The 15,497-nt window shown below is 49.9% G+C and carries 11 protein-coding genes; 1 reads left to right on the top strand and 10 read right to left on the bottom strand.

The genetic code is table 11. The features are described 5' to 3' along the window. Positions 1-28: 28 nt before the first annotated feature. The 7 genes from OHJ21_RS25680 to OHJ21_RS25650 form a co-directional block, all read right to left on the bottom strand. The gene (locus OHJ21_RS25680; protein WP_486021535.1) at positions 29-886 is read right to left on the bottom strand and encodes a hypothetical protein; all 858 of its coding nucleotides are present in this window, start codon (positions 884-886) and stop codon (positions 29-31) included. Between the two features lie 201 nt (positions 887-1,087). Beyond that, positions 1,088-2,038 carry a carbamate kinase gene (locus OHJ21_RS25675; protein ID WP_100540446.1) on the bottom strand — a complete coding sequence of 317 codons (951 nt, stop codon included), beginning with the start codon at positions 2,036-2,038 and terminating at the stop codon, positions 1,088-1,090. A 163-nt stretch (positions 2,039-2,201) separates the two neighbouring features. Beyond that, a complete protein-coding gene (locus tag OHJ21_RS25670; protein ID WP_486021534.1) occupies positions 2,202-3,569 on the bottom strand; it encodes an ankyrin repeat domain-containing protein in 1,368 nt (455 codons plus the stop codon). Positions 3,570-3,629: 60 nt separating this feature from the next. Continuing rightward, positions 3,630-5,171, bottom strand: coding sequence for a xanthine permease (locus OHJ21_RS25665; protein ID WP_100540444.1), 1,542 nt, complete (start codon positions 5,169-5,171; stop codon positions 3,630-3,632). Positions 5,172-5,443: 272 nt separating this feature from the next. Next, positions 5,444-6,874 carry a YlbE family protein gene (locus OHJ21_RS25660; RefSeq protein ID WP_394058839.1) on the bottom strand — a complete coding sequence of 477 codons (1,431 nt, stop codon included), beginning with the start codon at positions 6,872-6,874 and terminating at the stop codon, positions 5,444-5,446. 1 nt (position 6,875) lies between these two features. After that, on the bottom strand, positions 6,876-8,420 hold the full coding sequence (fdrA, locus tag OHJ21_RS25655) for an acyl-CoA synthetase FdrA (protein WP_486021533.1): 1,545 nt from the start codon (positions 8,418-8,420) through the stop codon (positions 6,876-6,878). Between the two features lie 3 nt (positions 8,421-8,423). Further along, positions 8,424-9,263 (bottom strand): oxamate carbamoyltransferase subunit AllH family protein, encoded by an 840-nt coding sequence (locus OHJ21_RS25650; protein ID WP_486021532.1) that lies wholly within the window; start codon positions 9,261-9,263, stop codon positions 8,424-8,426. A gap of 446 nt (positions 9,264-9,709) precedes the next feature. Between OHJ21_RS25650 and OHJ21_RS25645 the strand changes: the two genes are divergently transcribed. Continuing rightward, complete coding sequence (locus OHJ21_RS25645; RefSeq protein WP_486021531.1) at positions 9,710-11,404, top strand: PucR family transcriptional regulator; 1,695 nt, start codon at positions 9,710-9,712, stop codon at positions 11,402-11,404. 202 nt (positions 11,405-11,606) lie between these two features. Here OHJ21_RS25645 and OHJ21_RS25640 read toward each other — a convergent pair whose 3' ends face one another. The 3 genes from OHJ21_RS25640 to OHJ21_RS25630 form a co-directional block, all read right to left on the bottom strand. Beyond that, positions 11,607-12,110, bottom strand: a complete 504-nt coding sequence (locus OHJ21_RS25640) for a DNA polymerase III (protein WP_394058846.1) — start codon at positions 12,108-12,110, stop codon at positions 11,607-11,609. A gap of 24 nt (positions 12,111-12,134) precedes the next feature. Then, a complete protein-coding gene (locus OHJ21_RS25635) occupies positions 12,135-13,190 on the bottom strand; it encodes a WXG100 family type VII secretion target (RefSeq protein ID WP_486021530.1) in 1,056 nt (351 codons plus the stop codon). Positions 13,191-13,415: 225 nt separating this feature from the next. Then, the gene (locus tag OHJ21_RS25630; RefSeq protein WP_486021529.1) at positions 13,416-15,494 is read right to left on the bottom strand and encodes a bacterio-opsin activator; all 2,079 of its coding nucleotides are present in this window, start codon (positions 15,492-15,494) and stop codon (positions 13,416-13,418) included. Between the last annotated feature and the right edge of the window lie 3 nt (positions 15,495-15,497).

Genomic DNA, 15,497 nt, shown 5'->3' with positions numbered 1-15,497 from the left:
ATTTCCTTTTTCAACCAGGCGCGGTTCATCATACTTTTCTCCATATCATCCACCATTGTTTATCATACGAATCGACTTCGATCTCTTCCAGACCTAGATTCGCTTCGCTGATCCAGCTTCTAGCCAGTTGTATATAGTCGTTGTGAAATTCGGAGGAATACCCCATTTCATCATATCCGGCATAGGTAATGTTATCGAATATCATGTATCCTCCGCTTTTTAACTGCTTACAGCTTGTGTCTATGATTTGGATAAACGCCTGATACGCTGCATCTTTTAGCGTACCTTTGCGATGATACTCCATCACAGCTTGCAGCATTTGAGGTTCGATTGACCACCAATCCTGATTTTCGGTATCTATGCCCTCGCGGTTGGCGATAATGGTCTGAATGATATCATTAATGGCATGATGAAAAGCGACAACGTCAAAAGAGGACTCTGGATAATATAAACCGATATTGGCGGCATCGTCCCCAACAACCCGTATGTTGACGTCCATTCCTTTCGTTTTCTCCTGAAAATTTCGTGTCAGGTCCCTGTTGAGGTTGGCCGTCACATAGGACCCCGCTTCATGGGAATAGGCGTCTACAGCCTTTGGAATGTAAATGACATCGCCTGCGCCGACTTCCAAAAGACTTATAGCACGGGGCATATGCAGCTCCATGAAGAGATTCTGCCAAGATGCTGAATAATACAGTTGAAGATATTCGAATACCTTTAGCTTGGATATGCTTATCGGCACTGCTAGTGTGTCTTTCAATTTGTTTTCCAATTGGACTGCGTTCATCTGTTCCAATTCAGAAATCATGTCCTGCGAAAAGTCACGTTTTAGGATATCGTTAAACAAGCCGGCACTCGTTTTCTCTGCTAGCGTCTGCATATTCATCAGCGTATCCCTCTCTTCTTATGGTTTCTAGAGTATATTCGAATATATGGTGTTTTTTCCTCTTTTTAATTATTTGAAAGCGTAATTTATTAATATAAACGCAAAGAACCCGAGAGAGGCACTTTTTTCAAAGTATCCCTCTCTCGGGTCTTCGTTCTAAAAACGTGGATATGGCGGTTCATTAGCCAACCGCTTGCGCCATTAACTCACAATATGAGTGCCGGCCTGTTTCCTGATGGCATCGCTTAAGCTTTCCGGGTTCGTAATGATAACTCTGCGTCCCGGCTTCTTTAGAAAATTGAGACTCGCCTCAATTTTGGGGAGCATGCTGCCTTTTGGAAAATGCCCCTCTTTCACATACTGTTTAATCTCGTCAACGGTGACTTCTTCGAGCGCCTTCTGATCCGGCGTACCGAAATTCACGAATACTTGGGGCACGCCCGTTGTGATAATCAGCGTTTCCGCATCCACCTGTTCTGCCAATAAACTTGTGGCAAAATCCTTATCGATCACCGCATCGATGCCTTCGTAGGTATGCTCCTTCGTCTTGATGACGGGAATGCCTCCTCCGCCGACGGCTATCACGATACAGCCGGACTCGATCAGCGAACGGATGGCATCCTTCTCGACAATATCAATGGGCGCAGGCGAAGGAACAACCCTTCGATATCCCCGGCCCGAATCCTCAATCATCACCCACTCAGGATGCTCGCGCTTCAATTCCTCGGCTTGTTCCAGGGTGAAGAAGGAACCCACCGGTTTCGAAGGCTCGCGGAAGTTATGGTCGGCTTCGCTGACCTCAACCTGCGTGATGATGGTTGCTACCTTTTTCGTGATGCGGCGGTGGATGAATTCATTCGTTAACGCCTGCTGAATTTGGTAGCCGATGCCACCCTGCGTATCCGCCACGCAGTTCACGAGCGGAACAGCATTCATGCCGATGACCTCGGAAGCCACCTCGCTCCTTCTCAGCTCGAAGCCTACCTGCGGCCCGTTTCCGTGCGTAACGACCACGTTGACGCCGGCTTGCACCATATCCGCAATGTTGGCTGCAATTTCGCATACCGCTTCGTACTGATCCTTAATCGACTCGCGACCCTTATCCTTCACTAACGAATTTCCGCCAATGGCTACAACTACAAATTTATTCATGACAATCCTCCTGGTCGTTCAGCCGATTGCTCCAGCTGCGTGATCCTCTATGACGAGCCGTAAGGCGCGGGGACATAACAAGCTATAGCGTTTAGTATCCAATTCATCCCTATCGTGCCCGAGGCTGTGGAAAATTCCGAAAAGAGGCATTGATTCTGCAGAATTATTTTCGTGCGGCAGCCGTTGCTTTTTCTTTCAATCCTTCGGCTCTGCCATGGTTCGGATGAACCGTAAGCACACGTTCTATAAGCGCCATGGCCTCCTCCGTCCGTTTAAGCTCCAGCAGGCTGCAAACCTTCTCACAGTAATAATCCGCATGATCCGGACCGTATTCGATTGCCTGGTCAATCTGCTCCATCGCCGCCTCATAGTTACCAAGCAAATTTAAGGATTGGCCCTTATGGTAATGATATAGCGCATTGGTGCGATCATGCATGATTGCATGATCTATCGCATCGGCAGCCTCTTGGTGTTTACCGAGCGATCTCAGGCTGTTCGCCTTGTGAAATGAGAAATCATAACGCCAAGGCTGCTGGGCTAACAGCAGATCCATCACGATGACGGCTTCCTCGTGCCTGCCCAATTCTCTTAAATAATTGGATTTATGATAGCGGTAGAACGTTTCCTCCGGCTTCCGCTCAATCGCTTTATCATATTCGGCAATGGCTTCTTCAGGACGCTTCATCATCCGATAAGCATTGGCGGTATAGAAATAGAAGTCGAGATCGCCGAGATCAAGCGACAGCGCTTGATGATAAGCTGCCAGAGCCTCGTCATAACGTCCTAATTCTCCGGAAAAATAGCCCTTGTAGTAGTAGAGGTCGGCAGGATTCCCCTCTTCCCCCAGCGCGTTGTCTATGATCGAGATGGCTTCCTCATATTTCTCTTCCCTAGCCAGCTCTTTCGCTCTTTGGATGCTGCCTGGGAAACTTACGCCTTGTTTGTTGAGAATCTTGATTACCTTATGCTGCTTCATCTCTACAGCATGCTGGAGGGAAGACTTTCCGTCACGATCCTTCAAATGCACGTCGGCCCCTGCTTCAACCAAAAGCTGAATGATATCAGAGTACAGCCGCCCCCCGTTCCCGAGAATAACCGCCTCCAACAGCGCAGACCATCCCAGATTATTCACATGATTAACGGCAACGCCTGCTTCCAAGCAAATCTGAACGGTTCTTAAATATCCCTTTTCGCTTGAAGGCAGCAGCGTTGTTCCCCCAAACCGGTTCACGCTTGTGATATCCGCTCCTCCGTGAATAGTCATCCGCAGGATTTCATGAAAACCGTTAGCTCCTGCACACAGATATGGGGTTAACATGGTGATGTCTCTTGCATTCACGTCACTGCCGGCTTCGATTAGCTTTTGGGCAAGGGAGACATGGTTTTTCTGTGTTGCAGCCATTAGAGCCGTCCGGCCCTGGCTGTCCTTGTGATGAACATCGGCACCACGCTCCAATAACTGCTCAACCGCAGCCAAGTCTCCCCGGTCGCATGCCAGAATGAGTTCGTCATTCATTGCTTCCGCATTCATCGAGTGACCTCCTCATTTTATGGTTTCAATCCTTATTTTGCGGACCTGCATATTCCGCTATTATTCTGACTGCAGTTGGTTTGCCGGATCGCGTAGATCGGAAAAATGCTTATAAACAAACAGTGCCGCAACCATCAGGTATGCGTATACGAACGGCATCAGTGTTTCTTGGGCAAATCCCACCGTAGGCGCATGGATAATGCCGAACAGGGATAGGACGGCTGCGATGACCGCGAACACGGCAGCCCGCAGCGGCTTATTCAGGATGGCGAAGATGGCAATTGAGCCCCAGATCAAACTGCTGAGCGGTGCGCCGTTCCCCAGATGATTCAGACCGTTATAATAAACGCCTTTGCTTAACAACAAATCGATGCCAACCTTGGAAGCCGTCGTCTCAGCGGCGTTAAAGATGTTATTGGCAAGCGTTAAAGCCCAGTTGGCGATCCAAGGGAATAAAGTGATGAAGATAACGGGCACTTCATTCTTAGGCGTCTCACGGACAACCTGATTGGCCGTGACCACGCCGACATAGACCAGGATCGGTACAATCGCGACAACCGGAATGATGGACAGGAGCAACGCTCCAATTCCAAAGAGCGAGATGATTAACATGGCAAAGCCGGATGCAATCGTATACCCAAGGCCTGCGCCGATGGATTTCCAACCGGCGTGCCCAATGTACACGGTAACCGGGAACGGGTTGCCTGTGAATGCGCCGATACTGGAAGCCACACCGTTCGTCAGCATGACGTTCCGGGTATTGTAAGGATCTCCGGCCGCATGCGCACTCTCGATATTTTCCAAGTCAAAAATATAGTTGGCGAGACCCAGAGGAATAGCCGATGCCAGGTACGGCAGCGCATGAGGGATTCCTTGGAACAGGCTTGTAATGTGAACTTCAGGCGGATTAAAGCCCAGTGTAGACAACGCCGTCGTAATCGCTTCTGGATTTTGCAATCCGAATACCCAAGCCAGGACGGTACCGGCAATTAGGAGCAGAAAACCGGTCGGGATTTTTTTGAATATTGGAGATTTACCAAACCAGTTGATAAAGATGATAACCAGTACGATAAAAGCGACAATCGGTGTTTCGAATGATTGCAGCATCGGGTTCATGGCAAGCAGCAGCAATCCAAGGCCGGACAAACAGGACAAGAGAACGGTTCTTGGAATTACTTTTCGGAGCAAATCGCCCAAGAAGGAACCCACAACCAGGATCATGGCTTCGAAGAAGCACCATACCAGACCGATCTGCAGCGCAAACGTTGCATCATTGGTCTGTCGGAATACCGGAATCAGCACCAGAAAAGTAACGGTAAATATCGATGGGGCGCTCGGACCTGACGGCAGTGCGGTTATGTCACTGCGGCCCGTTTTCTTTGCCAGCCTATATCCAAACCAACCGTAAGCCATGCTTGCGATAAAGATAGCGAATCCGAAGGCAGGGACTACTCTTCCGTAGACCATATCTTCCGGAAAACCTACAACAAAAATCAAAAGTGAAATCATGGTCAGCAGATTGGTTAGATTATTGGCAAGCAAGCCGAAGAACGCAGCCCAATCTCCTTTTTTCCATAACATTTTCATGAGTACCTGATCCATATAAATGCCTCCTTAGATCATTACACTTATAGTGCGTGTTCAAAAAGGTCGGTTTTCAGCACCGAGAAGATTGGATAAAGCTAGGGACTGAGGAGCGGAGCGTACGTTTTGGGTACGTGAGCACCGGAAGGACTGGCTGAATTCAAGATTCGATGCCGAACCAGCTTCCCGATTTGCCTCGTGATCAAAAGCGGACTTTTTGAACAACCTCTTATAGAACTAGCACTTCAGGTACCCTTCAGGCATTAACGCAAGCCTGAAGGGGCACCATTCTATGACTGCGTGCGCTGGCTAAGAGCTAGTAACGCCTGTTCAAAACAATCCACCGGAGGATGCGTGATACCCGCTCCAATCATTCCGACTCCCGGGTCTTTATGCGCGATGGCCGTGTTGATGACAGGCATGATGCCGGTTTGGACCACTTTGCGAATATCAATGCCCGTTGGAATGCCGCTGAAGTTCAATAAAGGAATCGTGACGTTCGGATTTTCCGTGGTCGTAATCTCCTTCATCTTGACTGAATAATTCATGGCTTCATCCACGGTTCCGCCGACAAGCGCCACAATCGCCGGAGCGGTTGCCATCGCAAATCCGCCGATACCGTAGGTTTCCGTGATCGCGCTGTCGCCAATATCAAGGCCTGAATCCTCCGGCTTATAACCTGCGAACATGGGACCAACCACCTTTTGCGCGGGTCCGGTGAACCAGGTATTGCCTGGCATGCCGCTGACGCGAATGCCGAATTCGACGCCGTTGCGGGCCATGGTGGTCACGATGGTGCTGTATTCAATCCCATGCGCCGCATCCAGTGCGCATTTACAGAGCGCCATCCAGGTCGGGCCGGAGAAGTAATCGCTGCTTGCCACAAAATCAAAGACCTCAATTTGCTGCTCGGTAGGGAAGTCCGTCCGCAGAATCAACGGCGTTAACGCTTGGATTAACAGCGTCGTGCCGGCATTGTTGCGGTTATGGCATTCATCTCCCATATGAAGCGCCTGCGACAACATGAGGCGAAGGTCGATGCCATTCTCGGAGAACTTCATGGCATCCCGGAGCATCGGGCCCAGCACGTCTCGCATCCAGTTCAGACGGGCGATGACCGTTTCGTCATTGGCGCCCATCCGCAGGATTTTGGACAGCTGCTCGCTCAGATTTGTGTACGCGATATTGCCGTATGTCCGGTTCTCCACGATGTGCATGAACATGGAGGCTGAGGTTACCCCGGCCATCGAGCCTACGCAGTTATGCTCATGGCATGGCGAGAACGTGATTTCCCCCGATGCCGCAAGTTCCGCCGCTTCATCCAGATTGCTGGCCAAGCCTTCGAAAACCAGTGCACCCGTCACCGCGCCCTTCATCGGACCGCTCATTCGCTCCCACGTAATAGGCGGACCTGCGTGCAGGATCGTCTTTTTGGTCATGCCCGGCACGACATGAATCGCCTGATCGAAACCGATCAATACCGGCTGGGAGTTGATGATCCGCTCCACGGCCAGCTTATTCGCCGCTTCGATTTTCTCCTGAACGTCCGGCTGATCCAGCTTGTCAAGCAGTGCGATCACTTCTGGCTTGCCGCCGCCCGGCGGTTTCCACTCCAGGTGGGAGACCTTCCCTTTTTGTTTCAAAATATCGTCTTTAAACATTTCCAGACCCACATTGAGTACATGAAGCTCGCTGTTAAACAGCTCGTTGATTCTGCTCATGTCATACTCCTTTCTCGACGAAGCCTCTGGCAAGAAGCCCTGTATTCGTACTGCTGCTGGCATAAGTAACTCCCGCAGATACCAGTTTATTTAACTGGTCTTCTACAGACGGCGTATCGAGATCCGTTCCCAGTACATAGCCGATAATCTCCAGATGCCTTCCTTCTTGTTCGGCCGCCTGCTTGGCTTCCACAATCGCCGGGAGCATGACCCCGACCGGATCCTCGTGCGCTCCATATCCAAGAACGAAATCCATTACGATAACGCCAACCGACGGATCTTTAGCTTCCTGCTTGAATCTGGCAATCCGGGAAGAAGGATCGATCATCGGGTGAGGCTTGCCGTTGGTGAACTCGTCATCTCCAAAATCGATAAACGTGTGGCCCTGGCTCACATGGATATCCTGCAGGCGATACTTCGGATCCTTCGGAATGTTGCTGTACACATCCTCGTATTGCTCCATCGCCAGGTACATGGCTTCGTCGCACAGCGTTCCGCCGCAGAACAATCCACGGATGTATTTTTGCTCCGGCGTCAGCTTGGCCTTGATCTCCTCGATGAGAGGCAGGTTCAGCGGATGCTTATCGATGGTACTCTCGTCTACGCCTGACAGGATAACGGCTTTCAACGCCGCTTCTTTCGTTGTTTTGGCAAAATGTCCGCCGGCGTTCACGACCGCTTCTTCCGTTCCGCCGATAAAACACACCACGACAGGCTTGCTCATGTTCTTGATCTCGGCAAGCACCTTCTCCTCCACGCTCTTGGCCGGCGGCTTCGAGATCAGGACAATGACCTTGGTTGCTTCGTCTTGGTTAAGCGCCCTCATGCCGTCCATCATCATCATCCCGCCAACCCGTTCGCTTAAATCGCGTCCACCCGTGCCGATCAGCTGGGAGATTCCGCCGCCAAAATCATGAACCCGAACGCTGACCTCCTGGCTTCCCGTGCCGGATGCGCCAACGATCCCGATGCTTCCTGGTCGCACTTGATTCGCAAAGCACAGCCCCACGCCTCCGATGATGGCCGTGCCGCAGTCCGGTCCCATCATGAGCAAACCACGCTCATGCGCCATATTCTTGAGCTCGATCTCCTCTTCCACGCTGACATTATCGCTGAACAGCATGACGTGGAGATCATTCTCCAGTGCCTTTCTGGCTTCTCTGGCTGCGAACAGTCCGTTTACAGAAATGACGGCCAGCTTGGCTGAAGGAAGATTTCTCGCGGCTGAGTCGATCGTCGGGAACGTGAGTTCACTGTTTCCTGCCTCGCTTCCCTTGCTGTTAAATAGGGCTTCGACGCCTTCGTAAGCGCTTTCCACGAATTCCTCAGAGACCGCTTTAATGACGATCATCAGATCGCTTCCCTTGGCTTCCTCCAGCTCCGGGGTCATGAGACCGACATTGGCCAGTACTTCCTTGTTCATCTGCGTTCCCATTGCGATAAAGGCCTGATCCACGCCTTCCAATTGATTCGCTTTGGTTGACAGTGACATCAATGAAACGGAATCAAAGTACGTATTCTTTTTAATCACAACTTTAGTCGACATGCTTTACCTCCCATTTCTTTCTATGCTAAGCTTCAAGCCGTTCACGAGCCCGAGCGCGATATCCGTTCCTGATGTAGAACCGATATCGAGTACCCTGGATAAGCTAGGTATAACTTCAGTCTTACTGCCATGGATCATATGGTGCATGAACTCTCCAATGGATTCCCTTACCTGGCCGCTTGCGGCTTTCTTTAAAGCCATATAGCTAATCGGATTGCTCCTATCAGCCGCTGCTGCCACAACTTGCTCGCACACATGGCGGATCTGGAACAGCGGACCCTCCGTTAGATTCATAACGGTAAACAATCCGACCAAGAAATCGTCGCCCGACGGAGTCAGACCCGGACCCAAGCCTATTAGTTGAATTGCATAATGAGTGGCAAGACTGACCTCGCCTTTGGATAGCGCTTCAAGAAGTCCCGTCGAGCGCTCCCTCAGCAACCTCTCCATTTCCTGATCAATAGAGTTTACGGTCTCAGCCGATCGCTTCATCCCACCGGCCTTGCCGTGAATCTCAATAAATGAAGCCGCTGCAGCTGCATTGCTCCTTAGGACTCCCTCGTCATCCGCATATGACGGAAGCTTGCTCCTCCATACGCGGACGTCCCGCAGCGTAAGGACCAACGCCTTCCCGACGTATAGTCGATCGTGCTCCGCATAGACCCGGTCTCCAACGACCAGCCCCCGATTGGAAAAGCTGCCCATGTCCGTGATCAGCGTATTCGGAGCATTGTCCATCTGACGATTGGCAATCGTGTATAATTCATCGTTCGTCCGGCATTGCAGGTTCACTGTTCGGTCAAAAATACTGTGTACGTACCCATCCCATTTCAAGCTGCTCATGTCTTGAAGAAACTCCGCGTCGCACGAGATGGCGGCGCTTACAATAGAAACGGACTCCGTCTTCGCTATCTTCCCGTAACTTCCCGTTTTATCGCCTCCTTCACTAACGAATGGGCAGGTAACGCCCTGCGTCAGGCTATCCCTTTGAATGCTTCATTCACCTTGAAACCGCCATGCATTCGGTTGTAGATAAAGGAATTTAAATGCTATACTGAATTCAAATTCAGCCGGTATATAAACGTAGAACATATAACAGGTGAATAGCTTTCCACGGTCAAAAGGATATTTTGTGAATTATATCACAGTTAAAGTTACAAACCGCTCCTGACACCCTTATTGTAATCCAGGGAGATGCTCCGGTCATTGTACAGCGAAACTAAAAACATGCCGTATTCGCTGTGCACATTGCACAATGAAGATCGAAAAACAAAGGTGGGTGTTAAAGAATGCTAACCATCAGGGACATCCTTCAGATCCAAGCGATCGAGGGCATTAAGCTCGTTGCAGGCACAGCAGGAATCGATCACCAAATATCCATTGTGAACATTATTGAAAATCCGGATGTATTCGATTGGCTGGCTTCGAATGAGCTGCTCTTATCCACCGGATATATTTTTAAAGATAGCGAGGAGCTGCAGAATCGGGTCATTCATGAATTGGCCGCGAACAATTGCGCGGGACTGTGCATCAAAATGAAACGCTATTTTGACCGAATTCCGCAAAACATGATCGATCTGTCGAACAAGTATGGGCTTCCGCTGCTGGAGCTCCCTTTTGAATACACGCTGTCCAAGGTGATCGCGATCATTAATGAGAAGACCAATGCCGATTATGACGCTCTGAATCGCAGATCGCTCGATCTGCATAATGCGCTGTTCAAAATCCCGCTGGAAGGGGGCGGCATCGAACAAATTTCAGCGGAGCTAGCCGACATCGTCCATAATCCGATCCTGATTCTTGATCGGGATTGGAATTTGCTCTGCTATACAGATCATCCGGATAATAAGACGCCGCTGCATGAGTTCTTGTCCCTCCAGAAGAACAGGCCCATCTTTCCGTCCGGGTTTACCGAGGCGATCCCGACATACGTAAGCGAAATCAAGAAATCGATCCAGCGCGACTACGATCACAAGCATCAAACCTTTAAATGCCGCATCATGCCGATCTCGGTGTCCAGCCATGTGTACGGATACATCGTCATCTTCCAAACCGTTCGCAAGCTGACCGAAGTCGATAATTTGGCGTTAGAGCACGGCTCTACCATTCTGGCCCTCGATCGCATGAAGGCGAAAGAGCTGGAGGAAGCCAAGCTCAAAATCCGGCATGATTTCTTTGACGACCTGTTGTCCGGCAGCATCACCTCGACCGAGACGCTGCATTCGCAGTCGGATTTGCATGGGCTGAATATCAACTATACCTATTACTGCATGGTTGTCCATATCGAACCGACCTTGCTGGACAACTACAAGGACATCGTGTACCGCAAATACGAGCTGGAGCATATGGTGAAGAAGTGCGTCAATTTGATCCACGGCTTGTCCAGCAAAGCCAACGGGGAGCTTACCTGTTACTACCGAAGCCAGCAGATCATCATATTAGTCGGGAAGAACGAGCATAAACCTCCGGTTACGGTCCATGAAACAAAGGCCTTCGCGAATGAACTGGTCGAGCTATTGACCCGAGAAATGAAGAAAACACAGTTTCTAATCGGCATCGGCAGCCAGTATAAAACGTTCTCTTCCCTGCATCGAAGTTTCTTCGAAGCCCAGGAAGCCATGCGATTGATGCAGCGATTCAAAGACATTCGGATCATATCTCATTTTGAAGATTACGCCGTCTATCATTTTCTCGATTCCAATATCAAGCCTGCCGAGATGGAGGAGTTCTTCCACAACACACTTGGCGTCATCCATCACCATGACCAAACGTTCAACACCAGCTTCATCTCCACGCTGGAATACTATTTCATGCACAACCAGAACGTGACGGAAGCGGCCAAGGCGATGTTCATCCACCGCAACACCTTTATCTATCGCATCGACAAAATCAAAGAGCTGCTGAATTCCAGCTTAAAAAACGCAGACGAGCTATTCCAGATTCAATTGGCGCTCACGCTTTATCGGCTGCTGAATAAAGGGTAGTCTACGACAAAAAGACGTGATAGGAAGGATCGCCCCGGGCGATCATTTCCATGTCACGTCTTTTTTTTGGGGGTAGTTTCTTCACCAACTATAAATGAGCAATCGAATAAATATAATTATTTGAGTTTTACCCTCACTCTTCAAATTCCCTTAGAAAAATAAACATTGAAAAGCATAAGCCAGTCCAAGGCTCAAAAATTTATTATTCACAGACTTGAATAATCTCTTTAGGAATGGAGTCAAAGACTAATACTTCCGGCTTTGAATATGGTTTCGTTGCATTGTATTGTTCGAGTGTCATCAGACTCCCCCAATACAAGTTTATCCAATATTCAATACTTTCACCTGTATCAAAATTCAGTGCTTCTTCATCGGTATCCTTCAAATCCTCATAAAATGCTTGATCGTATATAGAAAGAGAAATATCACCATCAAAGACTAGGATCCTATTCGTAAACACCGGGAAACAAAAAGATTTAGTAAAACGACTAACCAGATCTACTCCGATTGCTTCGTTGAAGTTAACCCAATCTGGTGTATTCAAAGGTCTGAACCGTTCTGTAATCTCAAGATTTACCCTACCACCGTTGCTATATCTGTTGTTTGATTTAGTCATAAAGTTAATACCGACTGACATAATCTCTTGCATTGAAACATGGTGTTCATGACCTTCAGATAAGTAAGCATGATACAACAAGTCATTCATATTTTATTTTTACACCACCCAAATTTATTTTCTTGGAAAGTAAGGGAAATGGGAACTCCTCGTAGGGTCATCCAAGTTTTCAAATACTCTATGGCTTCCTGTTACCGTGTCAGGAGTACTAATGTTACCGTCAAACTCTTTATAATACTTGGTTATTCTTTGAGAGTTAGGGTTATTAGGATTCGGCCAGTTTGAATATGCTTTATCAGGATTAGTCATGGTTTCTTGCCTTAATCCCTCTACATCAACATCTTGACCATATTGTGTACGATTAGGGGTTGAGGGCTTGCTTGGATCAAACATGTGCTTTTCAGAGTGCGGGTTAACAAAATCATTTGGATTACTTCCTCCACCCGGTTTTGTTGGGACTGGAGATTGTTCCGTTCCCCCCTGCCCGGTCCCCCCATCCCCACCCGAATCATGCTTCAGGTGTGGGTGAGTCTTCACACCAAAGCGGCGTCCGACCAAGCCGGCGATCGTCATGGCTGCTTGCTGTCCGGCAAAATTGAACGCACCGCCCGACGCCTCGACGTCTGCGGCGAATTTCTCCTGGGTGTCGGCATCAAAGATCATTTTGCCTCCCCAAACCGCCGTGTCGACGACCTCTTCGACCGCCCCGATGGTCATGTTATAGGCCATATCCTTAGCGGTGTCAAGCGGATCTTCTACTAAGGAGGTCGCCGTATCCTTTACCGAATTGGCCACGGTCTTGGCACCGGTCTGCAGCCCCTGCCAGAAGTCCCCCGCATGGTCCCAGAACGTTTTGGGTTCATTAGCAGCGCTCGCTGCAGCTGCCGTGAGCATGAGATCTTCATGCATATCGGCTGAAATAAACCGAAAGGCAATGGTTTTCAACTCCTGGCCGATGATCCGCAGATGTTCAATCGTTTTATTCATTTCGCCGTGGGCGTGCTGAAAATCTTCAAAAAACCGCGAACGGGTCGTTCCTTCCCACGAAGACATCATATACGTAATCTGCTGGTCCAGCCGATTCTTGGTCGTTTCCAGCTCTTCCGCTGACCTGGCGGCTTCCTCCGATACCCGAATCAATACCTCGGGCGGAACCAGTATTCTAGGCATTTGCATCCTCTCCAATATTTCATTGGACCTTATTGTACCTATCTTCTAGGATATGGAAAAGGTTCCAGAGTCCTTCATATCAAAGGCATTAGAGTTTACAAGCTGGAAGATTGGGGCCTTTCATGTAAGAAACGCACCTCCTACAGAGATGCGTTTTTCCGCTGGGAATCCTATGCAGGAGCCCGCATAAACGGGCTATTTGATCCTATATCTTATCTAATGTGCTCAGAACTCTGACCTCACCAAATCGCTTAGCACAAAAGCCAGATGCTTTTCTGCCAAACGCGTATGGCGGTAAAAGGTGGCTCTGCTCATATGGAAGGAGGCTGCGAGCTGGCTTTTGTTCCGGTCCTTGCGCAGATAACTTGCGATTAGAATTTCCTTCTCCAATAGCGTCAAAGGTTCCATCGAACGTGCGTCAGCCAGAATCCCTTGGATGATGTCCCTCACCTGCATCCCGTCCCAACCCAATCGCCGAACGATAGGGAGTACCTCCAGCTTGTCCGGGTCGAACAGCCGTTCCAGCATTTGCTTCATTACGCTTCTATCAATGGTCGGGGGAAACTCATCCTCCCGTTGATATGTCGGTTGACCTGCTGCTGTCTCCGTTTGCCGGATGATCCGCTGAATCCACTGATCAAAGGTTGTTTGCCTAAAATCAAGCTCCCATGTCGTCAATTCGATGCCCTTAGATCCCGTCGCTTTCCCGCATGCTTTGAATCCCAGAATCGACAATAAAGAATTCAACTGCGGATCCCCCGCCGCCAAAATCCCCCGCAGACCGCCAGTCATATGAACCAGCCATTGCTGCATCAGCAAAGCCCCCAACTCTTCGGGACGATACAAATTCTGTTCGGAATTTACCGCGGATAACAGCACGAATATCGTATCGGCTGCCTCCGGAGGAAGCCGATGCAGCGAAGAAGCCTCTTCTCCCAGCATCCCCCTACACCCAGGCGCATATCGTTCCAACAATGGCAAACTCAAGGCATGCAGCCATACGCCTGCGCAAAACGCCAGCGGCTTCCCTTTTTCATCCCGCACGATAAAGATTCCCTCAGGAAAATGAGCTGCAAGCTCCTCCAGCAAAACCGGACAATCGGCAGGTTCAACCAGTTCAGACTGCCAGTCGGAACCGAGAATAGACGCCTTCAAAAAACGCTGCAAATACGGCAGATCCTCCTGCCCGAACGGTTTCTGTTCGCCGGGCTTTAGGCTTGATGCGAAATTGGCATACGCATGGGCCGGGGGAAGAAATTCGCGGTACAGCTCCAAAATGTGGGCGCTCAGGCGCATCTGCATCCGTTGATCGACCGAATGGAATCGTTCCGCCAGCAGAACGAACGCCTGATGGCGAACCGCTTCGAATTGTTCGGGGTTTCTGCGAGCGAAGTCATCCCGTAACATTCGAGCGACGACCTGGTGCAGCAATACCCCATCCACCGTATCCCGTACAAACGAAAGTGCCCTCAGATGATAATAGTCCGCCCCTTCCAAGGGTGCGTCCAACAACCGGTTCAGCAGCTTCTCGTCGGCTGCAGGCAGAAGCGACAAAACCGTCAGCGCACGGTACACGCCGGGAGAAGCCGCTTCCCGCAAAAATTCGGCGCTCAATACAGCAGGAACCTCTCGCCATACATCCCACTGTTCCGCAGATTCGGAAAGCAGCAGATCCACGGTCAAAGCAAGCGACAACGGATGGCCTTCCGTCTTCTCGGCAATAACCCTTTGCATTTCCACACCCAAGCCGCTGCCGCCTAAATAATCGTAGACCTCTTCTCGCGTAAACAGCCGCAAAGGGAAGCTATGCAATTGGGATTTCCATTCCGGATTCGTCTGCCACTTGAGCGGCAATCCATTGCGTGAGGCACATACGATCAACACGCGGGCAGACTTTAACTCAGGGAGAAAGCTGGAGAACAGCCACCCTTCCAGCTGTGCGATCTCTTCACCATTGTCGATGAACAGCACGGTACGCTGCAACTGAAGCTCGTTAACGATGTATGGCAGCAGCGCGTTTTCCGGAGCCCTGGTTCTGCCGTATTCGGTTGCCAGACTCATCTCCAGACTCGCAAGAAAAGCGCCCGACGTCGTTAAGCCCCCTTGCCCGTCCAGCCAAAGAGAACGCACCGAGGACTGCCTTGCCGTGCGGGCCATCTGAAGCAGCAGCGTTGTTTTGCCAATACCGCCAATCCCTGATATTGAAAAAATGGATGTCTGCGCCCGGGAATCCGCCAGCCAATCCGTGAAACTCTTCATTTCCCGATCCAAACCGATGATGCGATGTTTTGAAATCTTCTCCATTCG

Origin of the sequence: Virgibacillus sp. LDC1, from assembly GCF_025792345.1 — a bacterium.
In the GTDB taxonomy this organism is placed as follows: Bacteria; Bacillota; Bacilli; order Paenibacillales; family Paenibacillaceae; genus Paenibacillus_AQ; species Paenibacillus_AQ lautus.
This window is presented reverse-complemented; position numbering and strand designations above follow the sequence as displayed.